Source organism: Gemelliphila sp. 1F1 (assembly GCF_056897515.1).
The window spans coordinates 44,992-65,585 of sequence record NZ_JBXHBE010000005.1; the positions used below are offsets into that span (position 1 = coordinate 44,992).

Here is a 20,594-nt window from a genome sequence, read left to right on the forward strand (position 1 = left end):
TATGGAAAAAAGAAAAGAAACGATAAAAACTATTTTATTATTACTTTTGGTAATAAGTAGTATAGTTCTTACATTATCTATAGTTAGAAGTAAATCGGATTATGAGTTATTAGGATTAACAAACAATAAACAAGAAATTCAAGAAAAAGAAAAATTAAAAAATAATAGTTTAAATCTTCTTTCTCCTAATATTATAATTAAAGAACACAATGGTAATAGGGAGGAGCCTGCAGCAGAAAATGCAATTATAAAGACATCAAATGTTCAAGGTGTAAAAAATGTAAATGGTATAAAAGCAATAATGAAGGCAATAGTAGATTCAGAAATTTCAGCTACGAGAATTAGAACCAAAAGTATAAACGATATTTTGGATAAAAGTAATACATATTATAGTTTACATTATAACTATTTGGTAGATACGATATCATCACAATTTATATATTCTGGAGAATACAATCAATCTAATAGTATATCTTTTGATACAGTTCTAATATCAGATAGTACAAAAAATATAATATATTTATATAAGAAAAATTCAGATACTTATATGCAAATAGAATTTGAACGAGATATTTATGATTACATAGAAACTATTTTTAATAACCATAGTTCATTCTATTCTAAATATACTATAAATAATGACCGTACAATTTACTTAAAAGATACAATTAGTGATTATTATAGTGATGAGTATAGTGTCAAAACTGTTGATATAAACAGTGTAGCACAAAACATATTTGCGACGAATAGTGATATAAAAGTAAGTAATGTAGATAATGATACAAAAGAAGCTACAGATGGATACTCTATATTGAGAGAGAAAGCCACGGAAATAACATATATCAATCCTTCTAACGTTATACGAACAAATAACGATATTGCGAAAGATGAATTAGATGTGCATTCGATATCATCAAGTTTCTTAGTGATAGGGTATCTACCAGATTTATCCTACACGCCTACATCTATAAAAAACAATAAGATAGAATATAGTGAAGTTTATCAAGAAGGTTTAGTATTTTCTAACGATATAATTAGTAATCTTAGTGCCCAAGTAAATAAAGAAAGCGTTTATACCATAAGTTATCCGAAAATATTAAGAGATACGCAAATATCTTCAACAAAGATGAAAGTATTTTCTGTTGAAAATACGGACGCGGTGCTAAATTACGTCTATAGTAATCTTGATTTGTCTTTAGTAGAAGATATTGGATTAGGATATGATAAGAAATACGATAAAGAAAATAGTAGATTAATCTATACTCCAACTTGGTATATAAAGTATAATGGAAAATATCTACAACTAAATGATATTAAAGATAAAGTTAAGAAGGGAGAAATATAATGGAATGGAGTAAAATCAAAACATTATTTATCTATCTTTTCTTAATTTTGAATATAATTTTAGTATCTATTTACGGATATACTATGTACAAAAATAAGGCAGAAGTTTACAAAGAGAAAGATGCAATAATCAAATCTCTTCAAAGCAATAATATAACGATAGTTGAGCCAACAATAAAAAAAGATTCACTAGGTTATGTCAATGCTACTGTAAAAACAATAACATCACCCGTTGATATAAAAGGAGAGCATAGCTATGAAACTGTTACTCAAAATGATATTATAAAATTATCTGTTACGACAGAAAAAGTTATAGCTAATGTGAATAGAGATAACTATAAAGAGTTACTAAATTCATTTTTGAACACAGAAGTTACTAAAACAAGTTATTATGCCTTTGATAATTATGATGAAAGCAAGAAACTTATAACCTATCGTCAAGTAATAGATGGTCTAAAGGTTTATGATAATAACAATGCAGTTGTTCAATTTAAAGTAGAGTCTAACGGAGATGTAGTAAGTTTTACGCAGACTGCTTTAGATGAATTTAAGCAAGAAAATATTAACATTATAGCTAATTATAGACAAGCAGTTTATAAATTGTATCACGAAAACTATATCCCAAATAATAGTGAGGTAATTTCGGAGATAGGATATTACAGTTATGTTTCACAGTTAACTAATCAAGTATTAATACCAACTTGGAAGGTAGAAGTTAAAACTGATGGAAAAACAAATGTTTATTATGTAGATGCATTTAACACAAAAATACTTAATAAATAAAAGTATAGTAATTTTTTACTACATATATTATTAAAATTATAGCGACAAGTAGACACTAAAATGTTTTCTTGTCGCTATAATATTTGTAGTAAATAATTTTAGTTATTATAAAAAAATGGTATAATACAAGAAAAATTTTTAATAATGTATATTTTATATATAAATTAGTAGTAATTAAAAAAGTAAAAAGTGATATAATATTATATTAAGATAAAAAATAAGGAGGTTATAGGTGAAAGTTTCTATTTTGGCAAGTAGCAGTAGTGGAAATAGTATATATATAGAAGATGGAGAATTTAGTTGTCTTGTTGATGCAGGACTAACAGGGAAAAAAATAATAGAGAATCTTAACAAGATTGATAGAGATATTAAAGATATTAAACATATTTTTGTTACTCATGAGCATATTGATCATATAAAAGGTGTAGGAGTGCTGGCGCGTAAGTATAATATACCAGTTTTTGCAAATAAATTAACGTGGGATAATATGAGTATAGGAGATATAAAGACAGATTTAAAATTTCATTTTGAAAAAGATGAAGTTCGTGATATACAAGGAGTTACTGTGAGTAGTTTTGGTGTTAGCCATGATGCAGCTAATCCACAATTTTATACATTTGAAAGAATGGGGAGAAAGGTTAGTATTTTGACAGATACAGGATATGTATCCGACAAGATGATTGATAATATAAAAAACTCTAATACGCTAATATATGAAAGTAATCACGAAGAAAATATTTTGCTTAGTTGTTCATATCCTTGGAAAACGAAGCAACGTATTTTATCAGATCAAGGACATTTATCCAATACAGACTCTGCTAACTATTTGACGAGAATAATAGGTGATAGTACGAAAAATATCTTTTTGGCTCATTTGAGTAAAGAAAATAACACAAAAGAATTAGCGGCTATGACAACTAGAAATATACTTGGTGAATATGGTTTTGACTGTGAAGAAAATTTAAAAATTTTGGATACTGATCCAGACGAACCGACAAAAATAATTAGCGTGTAAGAAAATATAACATAATTTTGAGTTGAAACATTATTTATGTTAGTATAAATTTAGCCTAAATAATTATTTTAAATATTATAAATATTTTTTGAAGTTATAGTGATGAATTTAGTATGCTCTGTTATGAGGAGTTTTATAGTAAAGATATTTACTAGTAAAAATTCATCGCTATTCTTTTGTACTGTCTATTAATTATATTTTACAATAAATAAGTTAAATTTTTATACAAAGCAAATTGTTTTTCAAATAATCAGAAAATTTAGTTATAATTTACCAATTTTCTATTGCAATTTTGCAAAAAATCTTATAATATATATACTATGTAAATTTAATTGTTAGTATATTAGGATTATAGACTTTAATACTCATGAAAGGGGTCATTTAGTGAAAAAGTTATTAGAAATAAAAAATTTGGAAACAGCATTTAGAATAAAAGATGACTATTTTAATGCAGTTGACAATGTTAGTTTGGATTTGCATAGTAATGAAGTTCTTGCGATAGTAGGAGAAAGTGGATGTGGTAAATCTACATTGGCGACTACTGTCATGGGATTACATAATGAAAATCTAACACTTTCTAAAGGAGAAGTTATTTATAACGGAAAGAATTTGTTAGATATGACAGAAGAAGAATTAAATAGTATAAGAAGTAAAGAGATAGGAATGATTTTCCAAGATCCTTTATCTTCTTTAAATCCACTGCAAAGAATAGGAACACAAATAGAAGAAGCACTTATCTATCATACAGAGTTAAATAAAGAAGAAAGACAAAATCGTGTTATCGAGTTACTTACACAAGTAGGAATACCTTATCCAGAACGTTGTGCAAAACAATATCCTCACGAATTATCTGGAGGAATGAGACAACGTGTTATGATAGCCATAGCTCTATCTTGTAAACCGAAAATAATAATTGCAGATGAGCCAACAACAGCACTAGATGTTACTATTCAAGCACAAATTTTAGATTTATTGAAACAACTACAGGCAGAAATGCAAGCAGGAGTTATATTAATAACACACGACTTAGGTGTTGTAGCAGAAATGGCCAATCGAGTAGCTGTTCTTTATGCAGGAGAAGTTGTGGAACTTGGAACTGCTGAACAAATATTTAAAAATCCAAAGCATCCTTATACAAGAAGTTTATTGCGTAGTATTCCACAATTTGATGATGACAGCAATGATGACTTGTATGCAATAGAAGGGATGGTACCATCACTGAAGAATTTAGACCGAAAAGGTTGTAGATTTGCACCTCGTGTACCACAACTAAAAGAAGATGATCACGAAGATAATCCTACTTTACACGAGGTAGAGGAAGGACACTTTGTAAGATGTACTTGTTACAAACACTTTAAATTTGAGGAGGACGCTGAGTAATGTTGAAAATTGAAAACTTAAAAGTTCACTATCCAATACGTGGCGGATTCTTTAACACTATACAAAGTTATGTACACGCAGTAGATGGTGTAGATATAGAAATAGAACCTGGAAAAACTTACGGGTTAATAGGAGAAAGTGGTAGTGGTAAAACTACAGTAGGAAAAGTAGTCTTAGGATTAGAAAATGCTACGTCTGGTAGTATAGTTTATAAAGGCGAAGAAGTTACTAAAAAAGCTAATAGAAAAAAATTAAATTATAACAAAGATGTTCAGATGATTTTCCAAGATGCTATGTCTAGTTTGAATCCTAGAAAAAGAATAATAGATATAATATCAGAACCTATTAAAAATTTTGATAAATTGTCAGAAGAAGATACTCGCAAACGAGTTATAGAACTTTTGTCGATAGTTGGTATGGGAGAGGATGTTCTTTATAAGTATCCTTTTGAATTTTCTGGAGGGCAAAGACAACGTATAGGAGTTGCGCGTGCTATAGCTTGTAACCCACGCCTTATAGTAGCGGATGAGCCGGTATCAGCACTTGACCTTTCGGTACAAGCCCAAGTTCTTAACTTTATGAAAAAAATTCAAAGAGATTTCAATATAAGTTATTTATTTATTTCTCACGATTTGGGAGTAGTAAAACATATGTGTGATTACATATACATTATGTATCGTGGACGTATAGTAGAAAGAGGGACAAGAGAAGATATTTATACAAACCCTCAGCATATTTATACGAAAAGATTAATTGCAGCTATTCCTAGCACGAACTTGGATAAAGCTAAAGAAAATATTAAAATTCGTAAAGCAGTAGAAGAAGAGTACGAAAAACACTACTCAGATTATTTTGATTCAGAAGGAAAAGTGTACGCCTTGAAGAAATTAACGGATACACACTATGTTGCTATGAAAGGAGGAGAAGAATAATGTGGAAAGTAGTTTTAAAACGTTTTTTAATTATGATTCCTCAATTATTTATTCTTAGTATTTTAGTTTTTGGAATGGCAAAACTAATGCCTGGGGATCCTTTCAGTGGATTAGCAGAAAATCCTAAAATTTCTCAAGACCAAATTGAACAAATAAGAATAGCTAAAGGTTTTTATGATCCTTGGTATCAACAATATTTAACTTGGCTTAAAGATTTTGTTCATGGAGATTTTGGACTAAGTTATGTTACAGGTAAGTCGGTTAGTACATTAATAGGAGAAAGAATTTTTAATACTTTAAATCTTTCTTTATTAACAGCATTCTTGACATATTTAATAGCTATACCTTTAGGTATGTATGCAGGACGATACAATAACTCAAAATTAGATAAAGCAATTAACTTATACACATTCATAGCTTTATCTATTCCAAATTTCGTTTTATACTTAGTAATGATTTTATTATTTGGCTTTACTTTGGGATGGTTCCCAACTAGTGGTTCGGTAGATTTAGGAATTGAGCCGGGTACTTTTGCATATTTCTTAAATAAATTGCATCACTTAATTTTACCTGCAACTACGATGGCACTACTAGGAACAGTTGGAACTATTCAATACTTACGAAATGAAGTTATTGAAGCAAAACAAAGTGATTATGTAAAAACTGCTCGTAGTAAAGGAGTTCCTATAAATAAAGTTTATTCAAAACATATTTTTAGAAACTCAATTTTACCGATTGCGGCATTCTTTGGATTTACGATAACAGGTCTTTTCGCCGGTGGTATCTTTGTTGAAACAATTTTTGGATATCCTGGAATGGGAGAGTTATTCTATAAATCAATAACAGATCGTGATTATAGTGTTGTTACAACGTTAATGTTGTTCTCTGGGGTACTTACTTTAGTTGGAAGTGCATTGTCAGATATTATTATGGCAATAGTAGACCCAAGAATTAAGTTAGATTAGGAGGATTATAAAATGACAGAACAAAAAAATAATAAAGCTGTAACTAATTATCCTTCGGCATTTTCGGTTGTAGCTCGTGAGTTTAAAAAAGATAAAGTTGCTATGACTGCATTTATTGTATTAGCATCTATTATAACGTTTGTAATATTGTTTAATATTTATATTAGTGTAACAGGGATAAGAGCAGAGTATCATGAGGTAAATATCTTAAATAGATTTTTACTACCTGGAGAAGATGGTTATTTATTAGGAACTGATGCAGGAGGACATTCTGTATTTGGATGGTTAATGATGGGTATTGCTAATTCAATGCTAATCTCTTTAGTAGTAACTGCTATAATTATATCATTTGGTACATTAGTCGGATTAGTGATTTCTTACTATGGTGGTAAGATAGATAATATGGTTATGCGAGTTGTCGACTTCTTAACTATATTACCGTATCTTATGATTATAATAGTATTTGTTAGTATTTTTAGAGGATATGGCGTAATTAGTTTTATTTTGATGCTATCTGCACTATCTTGGATGAGTATAACTCGTTTGGTACGTAGTAAAGCATTATCGGAATCACGTCGTGATTATGTCCTAGCTTCAAAAACTATGGGAACAAGTGATCTTACAATTATGTTTAAAGGCATATTACCTAATATAGCATCTATAATTATAGTAGAAGCAACGTTACTTTTGGTTATAAATATGGGAACAGAAGTAGCCTTGACATATTTAGGATTTGGTCTTCCGGCAGGAACACCTAGTATAGGTACATTGTTATCTTATGCGAAAGATGCTGATATTTTAGTTAATAAAATGTATATTTGGTTACCGGCAGCATTGTCTATTCTGGTATTAGCGTTGTGTATTAACTATATAGGACAAGCATTGCGTAGAGCATTAGATGCACGCCAAAGATTGTAGTATATAATATAAGTAACTAATAATAATTTATAATAAAGTATCAAAAAAGCAGTAGAATTTAGTTTTTACTGCTTTTTTGATATTAACGTAACTTACTTAGTTTTTTTCTTAGGATATTATATAATACTCCTAAAACTGTAAGTATGCCTAACGTACCTAAATCGGCTATTTTTTGACCTGTATTAGTTAATTTAGTGTTAGTTTTTTACTTGAGTTGTTAGATTCTTGATTGTTACTGTCTGAACTTTTTTGAGATAAAGTATTGTTTTTTTCAGGTTGATTATCTCCTAAAGTATGGTTATTATTTTGATTATTTATTCCTGTATTGTCATTAGAATTACTTGAGTTATCAGAATTTAACTTATTATTTTTGTTATTAGATGTATTTTGGTTATCATCTACGTTATTAATTTTGTAAAATAGTTCTTTTGCTTTTTGTAAATTGTTGTCATTATTTTCTAGAAGTGTGGGGTTATTGGTGATCCAAGCTGTTGATAATTTTTTTAGTTCTAACAATGGTTCAAAGTTGGTGATTTTGTTCCCCATTGCTTGAAATCTTGTTAGATTAGGCATATTTTTTATGATGTTAATATCTTCAACACTATGATTAGAGATATAGTTCTTCTAATTTTATCAAATTTTTTAACGACTCTATATTAGTAATAGTGCTATATTTCTCTCTAGCGTTAAATTCATTTTCGATGTGTAAAGTTCTTAGATTTGTAAGTTTTTCTAGCGGGGGGTACATCGCTTATATGATTATAGTCTACATCAAGATATTCTAATTTACTCATATCTTTTGCAAATTCTAAAGAGTTTATATTTGAAGCGGCATTAAGTTTATAAGGGTTCTAAAGATGTAGGTCTTGAACGATATAAGTTTATTTCTTCTAAATTTGTAAGATTTTCTAAAGGAGATAAGTCAGTAATTGCATCTGTTCCATTTGTACTAGCATTTCTAAAATCAATTACTTTTAAATTTTTTATATTTCTAAGGGACTTATATCTGTAAAAGATTGATTTACCATACTTAAAATTTCTAGATTTTCTGCGTGTTCAAGTCCTAATAATGATTTTACCTTAACTCCATATTCAGAGTTGTTGTGAACTTGGCATATTTCTGGAGATATATAATGCATTCTCCTCATTTTTCTTTAACTCCATATTCAGAGTTGTTGTGAACTTGGCATATTTCTGGAGATATATAATGCATTCTCCTCATTTTTCTTTTTGTTATGCTTGAATTTTGTTCTCTATGATATAATTCGTTAACTCCTCTTCTTAGGTTAGGATCTTCGATAGTTATTATTTCGTTATCGTCATTTTTGTTAGGGATTTTTTCGTCTGGAATTAGATATTTACTGTAATCTATATTACTATTAATAGAGTCAACAGTATTAACTTCTTGCCATTTACAATCATTTGGTGTGATTATGTACTAATAAGTATCCAAGCAGATAGAACGGCTAATGTAATTTTTGTTTTTTTTTCATAGTTAAGTTCTCCTTATTGTCTTTTATAATAATTATATACCTTAAGAGTCTTAATTGCAAAATCTTACATAATATATAATTTTTATTATAGGGAAATAATATATACCTTTAATATCACTAATAATTATTTTTTCGCACGTTAACTATTTAACTGTTAAATAATTTTTATATGTGTATTTTAGGAAATATATTTTATTTGTAATTTATAATTAAAATAACTATAAATTTAGAGTATCTATTTTGAGAGGTAATAGTAAATAATAAAATATCTTTAGATTATTATAAAATTTTAATATAAATAAGTTTATAAAATTGACAATGTGAAGTTATCTAGATATAATCTTAGTTGTATACAATGGAAGAGTATTGTCTTTTACAAAGTTTTATAGCATATTTTAAGGAGAATTTTATGATTAATTTTTTAAAAAATAAGAAGAGAAAGCAACGATTTTCATTAAGGAAGTATCACTTTGGGGTAGCTAGTGTTCTTATTGGAACGTTTATATCTTTAGTGGCATCTTCAAATTCTACTGCTCAAGCAACATCAATACGTGATAATGAGTTAACTTTATCATATAATAAAGAACAAGATAAAGAATCTAAAGTTAATGATAGAGAAATTAATAAAAAAATAATTATTTCTGAGCCAGAAAAGACAACAGTAGTAGATTTATTAAATTTAACCTCTTTTGAGAAATCATCGATAGAAGCTGCAATTAGAAAAGCTAATCCAGAATTACCTATAGAATCAATAATAACAGTAGGAAATGATGGGACAGCTATAATAAAATATTCAGATTCTATTACGGGTGTATTGTCGCCAGAAAAAACAGTAGTTAAAGAGTTAAAACTGTCAGAGATTATAAATTCTAGTATAAGTGAAAAAGAAACAAACATTATTAAAAAAGAAGAGGTACCAGAGAATAATAGTAGAAGTAGTATTACAGAGATTAGGTCATCATTTCGTTCAAATAATGTTAACACAGCGATAGAAGATTCATCTCAAAATTATAAAAAATATTTAGGAACAGGAGCAGCACGTCTTGCAAAACAAATTGTATTTTTAGATTTTAGTGATACTACTGCACTTTCTAATATAGGTAGTGGTAATACTCTTCAAGTAGGAACAAAATTTGTAAAAGAAGTTATGCCAGGATATGAAGTAACACTAGAGGTTACAAAGTTACGCCCTTTCAATTCTACTGATTTATATAGGAATCGTGGAGGTGCTAACTATAAAGTAAATGGAAAAAATTACAACAATAATACAAATGCAGAGGCAAATATTATCTTAACTACTCAAGGAAGATATTCATCTGCTAAATCTTCTGGGTTAGATACTAGAGGTAAAACTGTTATTGAAGCTCAGAATAATGGAGATAATGTAGGTGTTGAATTCAAAGTTTCTGCAAAATTAAATGGAAAAGTTGTTCCAGCCAATGTTGTTTTAATGACAGGGGAAGAACCTACAGAATCAGAATTAGAAATATATACTACAGATGGTGAAGATTTTGAGTTATTAACAGAACTTACAAATAGTAATACCAGAAGTTCATATACTGTAAATAGTTATGATGATTATTTTCCTGATAGTGCTAGAAAAAAAACTACTAATTGGTTTGGTACTACTTGGAGCGAAGATCCAGGATGGCATACCAAAAATAACAGTGGACAGAATATTGATGGTTTAGGTACGAAAATTTTTGGACCTATTAAATCATCAATTTCAGAAAGGCAATCGGTTCCAGTAGTGTTAACACGTAATGCTAGTAATATAGGTGTTTATCTAAATTCTAGAGGTAAGCAAGGTGCTATGTTAGGTTTTGCTATTTTTGACGAGGGAGATGCTACTGATTCATATGGAAATGCAACTCATTCAATTTCTAAAGGTAATGCTGGAGATCAGCAACAGCCATATTTAGGAAAAGTAGCTCCTGATATTGATATTATATCTAATAATTCATCTATTACACCTTGGGAACAAGATGATAAATCTGGTGTAGCAGACGAGGGAACTAGGCAACTTTTGGGGGACGATGTTACAGTAGATAAAGACGGTAATAATACTAATGGTAATTATTCTCTAAAAAAAGCAGATGAGTCTACTTATGAATTTACTGTTATTGCAAGTAATAACGGTTCTGCAAATGCTTATGCACGTGCTTTTATTGATTTTGATGGAGATGGGACTTTCAATACAGATGCTGAGGCTTCTAATATAGCTTTAGTAACTGGAAATAATCAAAAAATTAAATTTACATTTCATGATATTCCCCAAAATGTAGATTTAACTAAATTAACTTTAGGTGGTCGTGTAAGAATTGCCCTGGATAAGGCTGATATTGAGAATCCTACTGGTCTTGCTTATTCTGGAGAAGTTGAAGATTTTCAGATTCAACAAACAATTCCGCCTAGAGGGAGCAAGAAAGAAACTATTGGCTATAAAGGGCAACAACAATCTGCAATAGTTGTCTTCAATGCTTATGGTAAACGTATGTATGATGTTAATACGAACAATTATTTAGATAGTAACAAGACCTATAAATTTGTAGTTAATGGGAATGAAGTAAATGATAATAAATTAATTATTGCTAATGAAGGTGTTTATCAATTAAATAATACTACAGGTGAAATTACATTTGTACCAGTTTCAGACTTTGTTGGTAAAGCAACGGGAGTAGTTATTAGAGCTTGGGATACAAATGGAGTAAGTACAGGATGGACAGCAGATGAAAATTCTGGATTAGTAAATACTAATACAGTTTATGGTAAAACAATGGATGCATCTTATATTCCAGAAGTTATTATACCAAGAGTTCTAACAGATAATAAACAAACAACAGGTAAACAATATCAAATTCAAAATACAACTATTTTGTTTAAGCAAGATAATAGTAATGATAACAGCACAGTTAGTGAAAATATTACACCTACAAACATAAATAAAATATATTTAATTGATCCAGCTACTAATAACAAAGTTTCTGAATTAACAGTAGCAGGGAAAGGAAAATATGTATTAAATCAGTTAACAGGAGATGTAACTTTTAGTCCGGAATTAACATTTGTTGGGAACCATACAATTTCTATAGGTTTAGATTGGCAAGTTGGAGCAGATAATTTAGGAAATCCAGTAGTACGTACGGCAGTAGCAACATATACAACAATAGTAACTGTAGATGATGAAAAACCAACAGTATCTTCAATTGATAATATAACAGTAGAAAAAGATAACCAAGTTAATATTTCAGTTGTATCAAACGATAATATTAGAGTTGATACAGTGAATGTTGTAGGATTACCTACTGGATTAGTATATGATGATGAGACAAAAACAATAAAAGGAATAGCAAGCACACCAGGAAACTATATTATTACTATCTCTGCAACAGATATAGCGAGTAATGTATCGGATCCTGTAACGTTTAATATTAGCGTAGTTGTAAAAAAGGAGCTTAGAGAAAAAGTAGGTAATAACGATCAAGTTCATAGCAGCATTGATTACGTTAAAGCAGATAAAGATAAAAAAGATAAGTATGATAAAGTTATTTCTGAAGGAAGAAATGTTTTAAATAATCCTAATGCAAATCAAGATGAGGTTAATGAAGCTTTAAATAAGATTAATAATGCTTTAGTAGGTTTAAATGGTTCTGAAAATAATGCTAGAGAAATTGCCTTAAATAACGAGAAATCTAGTGCAAAATCAGAAATAGATAAAGCTGTAGAAGACAAAAAATCAGCAATCGACACGTCAAATATGACAGCTGAAGAAAAAGAAAAAGCTAAGTCAGAAGTAGATAAAGAAGCAGACAAGGCAAAACAAGCAATCGACAATGCGACAACAGATGCCGAAGTAAACACAGCTAAAGATAACGGAAAAGAAGCAGTAAACAATATTGATACAAATTCAAAAGTCAAAGAAGCAGCAAAAGCGGAAATCGCCCAAGTAGCTAATGATAAAAAAGCGGAAATTGAGGCTTCAAATATGACAGACGAAGAAAAATCTAAGGCAAAAGAAGAGGTTAATAAAGAAGTAGACAAGGCAAAACAATCAATTGACCAGGCGACAACAGATTCGGAAGTTACTAACGCAAAAGATATTGGCAAAGCCTCAATCAATAACGTTAATACAAATTCAAAAGTTAAAGAAGCAGCAAAAGCGGAAATCGCCCAAGTAGCTAACAATAAAAAATCAGCAATTGACTCTTCAAATATGACAGTTGAAGAAAAAGACAAAGCTAAGTCAGAAGTTGAAAAAGAAGCAGATAAAGCAAAACAAGCAATCGACAATGCAACAACAGATGAAGCAGTCAATACAGCTAAAGATAACGGTAAAGAATTAATCAATAATATTGATGTCAAATCAACTATTAAAGAAGAAGCAAAAGCAGAAATCGCCCAAGCAGTTAAAGATAAAAAAGCAGAAATAGATGTTTCAAATATGACAGAAGAGGAAAAAGAAAAAGCCAAAGCCGAAGTTAATAAAGAAGCAGACAAGGCAAAACAATCGATTGACCAAGCGACAGCAGATGCTGAAGTTACTAACGCTAAAGATAGTGGAAAAGAATCAATCAACAATGTAGATACAACATCAACTACTAAAGAAAATGCCAAAGCAGAAATAGATAAAGTAGCTAACGATAAAAAAGCCGAAATCGATGCTTCAAATATGACAGCCGAGGAAAAAGCCAAAGCTAAGTCAGAAGTTGAAAAAGAAGCAGACAAGGTAAAACAGACAATTGACAATGCGACAACAGATGCAGAAGTTACTAACGCTAAAGATAGTGGTAAAGAAACAATCAATAATGTTAATACAACGTCTAAAGTCAAAGAAGCAGCAAAAGCGGAAATCGCCCAAGTAGCTAACAACAAAAAAGCCGAAATCAATGCGTCAAATATGACGGACGAGGAAAAAGCTAAGGCAAAAGAAGAGGTTAATAAAGAATCAGACAAGGCAAAACAAGCAATCGACAATGCGACAACAGATGCCGAAGTAAACACAGCTAAAGATAACGGAAAAGAAGCAGTAAACAATATTGATACAAATTCAAAAGTCAAAGAAGCAGCAAAAGCAGAAATCGCCCAAGTAGCTAACAACAAAAAAGCCGAAATCGATGCGTCAAATATGACGGACGAGGAAAAAGATAAAGCCAAAGCCGAAGTTGATAAAGAAGTAGACAAGGCAAAACAATCGATTGACCAAGCGACAACAGATGCAGAAGTTACTAACGCAAAAGATAGTGGCAAAGCCTCAATCAATAACGTTAATACAAATTCAAAAGTTAAAGAAGCAGCAAAAGCGGAAATCGCCCAAGTAGCTAACAATAAAAAATCAGCAATTGACTCTTCAAATATGACAGCCGAGGAAAAAGCTAAAGCAAAAGAAGAAGTTAATAAAGAAGCAGATAAGGCAAAACAATTGATTGATAATGAAAAAACAGATACCGAAGTTAATAACGCAAAAGACAACGAAAAAGACTCAATCAACAACGTTAATACAAATTCAAAAATCAAAGAAGAAGCAAAAGCAGAAATCGCCCAAGTAGCTAACGATAAAAAAGCCGAAATCGAGACTTCAAATATGACAGATGAAGAAAAAGAAAAAGCTAAGTCAGAAGTCGACAAAGAAGCAGGTAAGGCAAAACAAGAGATTGACCAAGCGACAACAGATTCGGAAGTTACTAACGCAAAAGATAGTGGAAAAGACTCAATCAATAACGTAGATACAACGTCAAAAGTCAAAGAAAATGCTAAATCCGAAATCGACCAAACAGCTAACAATAAAAAAGCAGAAATTGATGCTTCAAATATGACAGACGAAGAAAAAGCTAAGGCAAAAGAAGAAGTCGAAAAAGAAGCAACTGAAGCTAAAAACGCAATTGACAATGCGGCAACAGACGAAGCAGTCAATACAGCAAAAGATAACGGCAAAGAGTCAATTAATGATATTGATACGACATCAACTACTAAAGAAAAAGCGAAAGCAGAAATTGACCAAGTAGCTAACGACAAAAAAGCCGAAATCGATGCGTCAAATATGACGGACGAGGAAAAAGCTAAGGCAAAAGAAGAAGTCGAAAAAGAAGCAACTGAAGCTAAAAACGCAATCGACAATGCGACAACAGATTCTGAAGTTACTAACGCAAAAGACAACGGAAAAGACTCAATCAACAACGTTAATACAAATTCAAAAGTTAAAGAAGCAGCAAAAGCGGAAATCGCCCAAGTAGCTAACAATAAAAAATCAGCAATTGACTCTTCAAATATGACAGTTGAAGAAAAAGACAAAGCTAAGTCAGAAGTTGAAAAAGAAGCAGATAAAGCAAAACAAGCAATCGACAATGCAACAACAGATGAAGCAGTCAATACAGCTAAAGATAACGGTAAAGAATTAATCAATAATATTGATGTCAAATCAACTATTAAAGAAGAAGCAAAAGCAGAAATCGCCCAAGCAGCTAATGACAAAAAATCAGAAATCGATGCGTCAAATATGACAGCCGAGGAAAAAGCTAAAGCAAAAGAAGAAGTTAATAAAGAAGCAGATAAGGCAAAACAATTGATTGATAATGCAAAAACAGATACCGAAGTTAATAACGCAAAAGACAACGAAAAAGACTCAATCAACAACGTTAATACAAATTCAAAAATCAAAGAAGAAGCAAAAGCAGAAATCGCCCAAGTAGCTAACGATAAAAAAGCCGAAATCGATGCTTCAAATATGACGGATGAGGAAAAAGCTAAGGCAAAAGAAGAAGTTAATAAAGAAGCAGACAAGGCAAAACAAGCTATTGATAATGCGGCAACAGATTCGGAAGTTACTACTGTAAAAGATAACGGCAAAGAAACAATCAATAACATTAATACAAATTCAACAGTTAAAGAAGAAGCAAAAGCAGAAATCGATCAAGTAGCTAACGATAAAAAATCAGAAATCAACGCGTCAAATATGACTGCTGAAGAAAAAGCCAAAGCAAAAGCCGAAGTTGAAAAAGAAGCAAATAAGGCAAAACAAGCAATAGATAATGCGACAACAGATTCTGAAGTTAATACTGCGAAAGATAACGGAAAAGACTCAATCAATAACATAGATACAACATCAACTGCTAAAGAAAATGCTAAATCAAAAATCGACCAAGTAGCTAACAACAAAAAATCAGAAATCGATGCGTCAAATATGACAGAAGAAGAAAAAGCTAAGGCAAAAGAAGAAGTCGACAAAGAAGCAAACAAGGCAAAACAAGCAATAGATAACTCGACAACAGATTATGAAGTTAATACTGCGAAAGATAACGGAAAAAAATCAATCAATAATATTGATACAACATCAACTGCTAAAGAAAATGCTAAATCAGAAATCGACCAAGTAGCTAATGACAAAAAAGCGGAAATCGACGCTTCAAATATGACAGCTGAGGAAAAAGATGAAGCAAAATCAGAAGTCGACAAAGAAGCAAACAAGGCAAAACAAGCAATAGATAATGCGACAACAGATTCTGAAGTTAATACTGCGAAAGATAACGGAAAAGACTCAATCAATAACATAGATACAACATCAACTGCTAAAGAAAATGCTAAATCAAAAATCGACCAAGTAGCTAATAACAAAAAATCCGAAATTGATGCTTCAAATATGACGGCAGAAGAAAAAGAAAAAGCTAAGGCAGAAGTTGAAAAAGAAGCAAACAGGGCAAAACAAGCAATCGACAATGCAAAAACAGATGCCGAAGTTACTACTGTAAAAGATAACGGAAAAGGCTCAATAAACAATGTTGATACAAATTCTAAAGTTAAAGAAGAAGCCAAATCAGAAATCAACAAAGTAGCTGACGACAAAAAAGCAGAAATCGATGCTTCAAATATGACAGTTGAGGAAAAAGACAAAGCTAAGGCAGAAGTTGAAAAAGAAGCAACTGAAGCTAAAGACGCAATCGACAACTCTATGACAGATGTCGAAGTAAACACAGCAAAAGATAACGGAAAAGAATCAATCAATAACATTAATATAAATTCGACAGTTAAAGAAAAAGCCAAAGCCGAAATCGATCAAGCAGCTAATGACAAAAAAGCAGAAATTGATGCGTCAAATATGACAGATGAAGAAAAATCCAAAGCAAAAGCCGAAGTTGAAAAAGAATCAGATAAAGCAAAACAAGAAATTGACCAAGCAACGACAGACGAAGCAGTCAATATAGCCAAAGACAACGGAAAAGAAGCAATCAATAACATAGATACAACTTCAAAAGTGAAAAAACTAATTAACGATGAAGAATTAGTAAATTCTAGCATTAACAAAAATAATAAGTCTAAAGTTTTATCAAAAACAGGTCAAACAGAAAATTCTCTAGGTATCGTGGGAGTTTCGGCTCTCTTATTAGCAGGGCTAATAGCAAGTCGTCGCAGAAAAGAAAAATAAAGTTTCTAAAATCACCCTTATTCATTAGATATTATCTTTTGAATAAGGTGATTTTTTGTAAAAATGTGCTTAATTCATTACTCGCTTTACAATATTTATACTATATAGCCTAAGAAATATTGATTAAATAATAATTAGTAAATTAAATTAAGTTAATATTTAAATTTAGTTAAAATATTCTGAAAACTTACTTGACTTTTTTATTTTTTGATGTTAGAATATCTATAAATTATTTTAAAATCATTTAAATAATGTATTTTAAGTATTTAGGAGGAAAAGAATGAAAAAAAATAAATTTTTAAAAGTTTTTAGTTCGGCTATGGCTTTATCAATTGTTTTGGCTGGGTGTTCTTCTTCATCATCTAGCAATAAGTCTGATGGAACTAAGCCAGCAGTAGAATTTAAATCTACGGTAGATAATGGTGGTTCAGCAGTATCATCAACGTTAAAATATGGTATTTTGACAGCTGATTCATTTACAGGTCTGTTTAACCCTGTATTTTCTTTACAATATACTGATTCTACAGTAGCTGGTTTGTTTACTGGTAGAACATTTGCACAAGATGATTTATATCGTTACAAACAAAATGATAGCAGCGCGGCTGTATCTTTTAGCTTAGATAGAGATGCTAAGAAAGTAACATTAAAAATTAATGACAAACTTACTTGGAGTAACGGACAACCATTTACATCAAAAGATATCGTTGCTACTTATGAATTAATGGGTAACAAAGATTATACTGACAATGTTCGTTACGACGAAACTTATGAGAGAATAGAAGGAATGGCAGCGTACCACAAAGGTGAAGCTGATAAAATTTCTGGTATTAAAGCAGTAGATGACAAAACTGTTGAAATTCAATTTACAGAAGTAACACCTTCACTACTTTGGGGAGATGGATTTATAGGAGATGGATTCTTAAATGCTGATCAAGTAGCAGAAGCATCAAAAGACTTTACTAAATTTGCAGAAGCAGAATTAAATACAAAACCTTTATCTTATGGACCATACGTAATTGACCAAGTAGTAGCTGGAGAAAGTGTTCTATTAAAGGCTAATGAACACTACTTCAAAAAAGATGAAGTAAAAATAAAAACTGTAGAAGTTAAACGTGTAACACCAGCTCAAGCTAGTAACGTAATGAAAGCTGGAGATGTAGATGTTATGGGAGATTTAACAGCAGATATTTGGGAAAATACAAAAGATTTAAGTAATGGTACTATCTTAGGAAGACCAGCGTTTTACTTATCTTATGTAGGATTTAAATTAGGAAAACTTAACAAAGAAACAGGAATGGTAGAAGTAGACCCTAATGCAAAAGCTGCTGATGTAAAAGTGCGTGAAGCATTCGGTTACGCAGTAGATTGGGATCAAATCAATGCGAAAATCTACAAAGGAATTCGCTTTACACCAACAGCATCAGGATTCTATCCACCAGTAGTAGATTTTATCTACAACAAAGATAATACAGGATTTAAAGTTGATCAAGAAAAAGCGAAAAAACTTCTTGATGAAGCAGGTCTAAAAGACGTTGATGGAGACGGATTACGTGAAGACAAAAATGGACAAAAATTAACATTTAACTTCGCTATCCGTGACGTAGGTCAATCATTTGACCAAGCATTAGCAGATACATTTATTAAATCTTGGAAAGATGTAGGATTAGACGTTAAATTAGTAGATGGAAAACTAATGGCACCAAAAGAATTTAGTCAACGTGTTCAAGCTGATGATCCGGGAATTGATATCTTCCAAGGAGCTTGGGTATTAGGAACTAATCCAAACCCTAGTGCACTAGTAGGAGAGAAAGCACCACTTAACTTACAACGTTATACAAATGATACATTAAAAGCAGATTTAGCTAAAATTAACTCTAACGAAATGTTCGATGATGCTAAATTAAAAGCAGCTTATCAAGATTTCGACAAACACTTCGCAGAAGCTAGAGCGTGGTTACCATTTAGCTGGAATACAGATATGGTATGGGTAAACAAACGTGTTAAATCATTTGATTTTGATAAACTAAAGAAAAATCAAATAGGTATTGAAAGTATCGAATTAACAGCGGATAAAAGTGCTCAAGGATAATTAAATATTAGTAAGAGATTGATTTCTGGGAACAGAAGTCAATCTTTTTTGGTTATATTATTATTTTTATAATTTTACTTTAGTGTATATTTGCTAATAACTAGAATATTTAGAATAATTTTTGTCGTTATAAAATAAATATTAATACAAGAACTTCTATGAATATACTTCGTATGCTATAATAAAGATGAGTAGGTAATAGGAGGAAGTTATGCGTAGATATATATCAGAAATATTGTTATTAATAGCAACTACCATTTGGGGATTGGCGTTTGTTTGGCAGAGTATAGCTAGTAAAGAACTAGGTGCTTTGACAGTTGTCGGTGTTCGTTCTATTATAGCTGCTATTTTTTTGACATTTTTGGTAGTTTGTGTCCCGACAATCTATCGTAGTCAAGAACCAAAAATAAAATTAACGTCTAATAAGTATCAAGGATTATTTCTAGCATTGATTTGCGGAGTAGTCTTATTTTTTGCGATGTATGTTCAGCAAGTAGGTTTAGAGCACACTACTGCTAGTAAAACGGGTTTTATTTCTGTTCTATATATTTGTATTGTTCCATTAATAACAGTATGTTTTGGGCAGCGTCTTAATAAGTTCTTTTTGATAGGACTTGTTATATCTTTAGTAGGTCTTTATTTTTTGTCAATAAAAGGTGATTTTACATTAGAATATGGAGATTTAATAGTTTTGGCTAGTGCATTTCTATATGCTATTCATATTCTTGTTGTAGGATATTCGGCAGGTAGAGTTAATGCAATGTTCCTATCAATAGGACAACTTTTTGTCGTAAGTATTTTGAGTTTGACTACTGCATATTTTAGGGAAGGATTTAACTTAGTTAGTATAGCAAGTGTTATTATTCCATTATTAGCTCTAGGTATTTTGTCTAGTGGGGTCGGTTATACATTCCAAATTATTGCCCAAAGAGAAGTTCCGTCGCACACTGCTTCATTAATTATGAGTTTTGAATCTGTTGTTGCAGCAATAGGAGGAGTAATCATCTTAGGAGAGGTATTATCTCATAGAGAAATTATAGGAATGGTATTAGTTTTTGTTGGAATTATTTTATCCGAGAAGAAATAAAAAAATTCAAAAAATAGATGAATATCATTTGTAATTTTCATTTGAAAGCGTTATAATAGAATTAATAAAAAAGGAAATATAGTATAGTAAATTAACATAGTAAATGGAGAGAAAATTTTTAGTATATTTTTAATTTAAAAATATATAATTTTATAAATAAGGAGTAAAAACT

General features: G+C 30.6%; 12 protein-coding genes. 10 read left to right on the forward strand and 2 right to left on the reverse strand.

The window, feature by feature from the left end; translation table 11 throughout:
• The first annotated feature begins 1 nt into the window (after position 1).
• The 7 genes from yycH (at position 2) to AC1XWJ_RS05690 (ending at position 7,337) form a co-directional block, all read left to right on the forward strand.
• Entirely contained in the window at positions 2-1,345 is a 1,344-nt protein-coding gene (gene yycH, locus AC1XWJ_RS05660; RefSeq protein ID WP_483334915.1) for a two-component system activity regulator YycH, read from the forward strand.
• A complete protein-coding gene (yycI, locus tag AC1XWJ_RS05665; protein WP_483334916.1) occupies positions 1,345-2,127 on the forward strand; it encodes a two-component system regulatory protein YycI in 783 nt (260 codons plus the stop codon). The genes yycH and yycI overlap by 1 nt, the downstream gene beginning before the upstream one ends.
• 232 nt (positions 2,128-2,359) lie before the next feature.
• Entirely contained in the window at positions 2,360-3,142 is a 783-nt protein-coding gene (locus AC1XWJ_RS05670; RefSeq protein WP_483334917.1) for an MBL fold metallo-hydrolase, read from the forward strand.
• A gap of 384 nt (positions 3,143-3,526) precedes the next feature.
• Complete coding sequence (locus AC1XWJ_RS05675; protein WP_483334918.1) at positions 3,527-4,522, forward strand: ABC transporter ATP-binding protein; 996 nt, start codon at positions 3,527-3,529, stop codon at positions 4,520-4,522.
• Complete coding sequence (locus tag AC1XWJ_RS05680; RefSeq protein ID WP_483334919.1) at positions 4,522-5,454, forward strand: ATP-binding cassette domain-containing protein; 933 nt, start codon at positions 4,522-4,524, stop codon at positions 5,452-5,454. Before AC1XWJ_RS05675 ends, AC1XWJ_RS05680 begins: the two co-directional genes overlap by 1 nt.
• Positions 5,454-6,419 carry an oligopeptide ABC transporter permease gene (gene opp4B, locus AC1XWJ_RS05685; RefSeq protein ID WP_483334920.1) on the forward strand — a complete coding sequence of 322 codons (966 nt, stop codon included), beginning with the start codon at positions 5,454-5,456 and terminating at the stop codon, positions 6,417-6,419. Before AC1XWJ_RS05680 ends, opp4B begins: the two co-directional genes overlap by 1 nt.
• A gap of 12 nt (positions 6,420-6,431) precedes the next feature.
• The gene (locus tag AC1XWJ_RS05690) at positions 6,432-7,337 is read left to right on the forward strand and encodes an ABC transporter permease (protein WP_483334921.1); all 906 of its coding nucleotides are present in this window, start codon (positions 6,432-6,434) and stop codon (positions 7,335-7,337) included.
• Positions 7,338-7,523: 186 nt separating this feature from the next.
• Here the strand turns inward: AC1XWJ_RS05690 and AC1XWJ_RS05695 are convergent, their stop codons facing one another.
• Together AC1XWJ_RS05695 and AC1XWJ_RS05700 are read right to left on the reverse strand one after the other, a co-directional pair.
• Complete coding sequence (locus tag AC1XWJ_RS05695) at positions 7,524-7,883, reverse strand: hypothetical protein (protein WP_483334922.1); 360 nt, start codon at positions 7,881-7,883, stop codon at positions 7,524-7,526.
• Between the two features lie 437 nt (positions 7,884-8,320).
• Positions 8,321-8,476 (reverse strand): hypothetical protein, encoded by a 156-nt coding sequence (locus AC1XWJ_RS05700; protein ID WP_483334923.1) that lies wholly within the window; start codon positions 8,474-8,476, stop codon positions 8,321-8,323.
• A gap of 763 nt (positions 8,477-9,239) precedes the next feature.
• Here AC1XWJ_RS05700 and AC1XWJ_RS05705 point away from each other — a divergent pair.
• The 3 genes from AC1XWJ_RS05705 to AC1XWJ_RS05715 all read left to right on the forward strand — a co-directional run bounded on the left by AC1XWJ_RS05705 (position 9,240) and on the right by AC1XWJ_RS05715 (position 20,422).
• On the forward strand, positions 9,240-17,246 hold the full coding sequence (locus AC1XWJ_RS05705; protein WP_483334924.1) for a DUF1542 domain-containing protein: 8,007 nt from the start codon (positions 9,240-9,242) through the stop codon (positions 17,244-17,246).
• 280 nt (positions 17,247-17,526) lie between these two features.
• Complete coding sequence (locus AC1XWJ_RS05710) at positions 17,527-19,335, forward strand: ABC transporter substrate-binding protein (RefSeq protein WP_483334925.1); 1,809 nt, start codon at positions 17,527-17,529, stop codon at positions 19,333-19,335.
• A 211-nt stretch (positions 19,336-19,546) separates the two neighbouring features.
• On the forward strand, positions 19,547-20,422 hold the full coding sequence (locus tag AC1XWJ_RS05715; protein ID WP_483334926.1) for a DMT family transporter: 876 nt from the start codon (positions 19,547-19,549) through the stop codon (positions 20,420-20,422).
• Positions 20,423-20,594 lie beyond the last annotated feature (172 nt).

Excerpts from the sequence above, each read along its gene's own strand:
- yycH (WP_483334915.1), top strand. The coding sequence starts at position 2 with ATGGAAAAAAGAAAAGAAACGATAAAAACTATTTTATTATTACTTTTG.
- yycI (WP_483334916.1), top strand. The coding sequence starts at position 1,345 with ATGGAATGGAGTAAAATCAAAACATTATTTATCTATCTTTTCTTAATT.
- AC1XWJ_RS05680 (WP_483334919.1), top strand. The coding sequence starts at position 4,522 with ATGTTGAAAATTGAAAACTTAAAAGTTCACTATCCAATACGTGGCGGA.
- opp4B (WP_483334920.1), top strand. The coding sequence starts at position 5,454 with ATGTGGAAAGTAGTTTTAAAACGTTTTTTAATTATGATTCCTCAATTA.
- AC1XWJ_RS05690 (WP_483334921.1), top strand. The coding sequence starts at position 6,432 with ATGACAGAACAAAAAAATAATAAAGCTGTAACTAATTATCCTTCGGCA.
- AC1XWJ_RS05695 (WP_483334922.1), bottom strand. The coding sequence starts at position 7,883 with ATGGGGAACAAAATCACCAACTTTGAACCATTGTTAGAACTAAAAAAA.
- AC1XWJ_RS05700 (WP_483334923.1), bottom strand. The coding sequence starts at position 8,476 with ATGCATTATATATCTCCAGAAATATGCCAAGTTCACAACAACTCTGAA.
- AC1XWJ_RS05705 (WP_483334924.1), top strand. The coding sequence starts at position 9,240 with ATGATTAATTTTTTAAAAAATAAGAAGAGAAAGCAACGATTTTCATTA.
- AC1XWJ_RS05710 (WP_483334925.1), top strand. The coding sequence starts at position 17,527 with ATGAAAAAAAATAAATTTTTAAAAGTTTTTAGTTCGGCTATGGCTTTA.
- AC1XWJ_RS05715 (WP_483334926.1), top strand. The coding sequence starts at position 19,547 with ATGCGTAGATATATATCAGAAATATTGTTATTAATAGCAACTACCATT.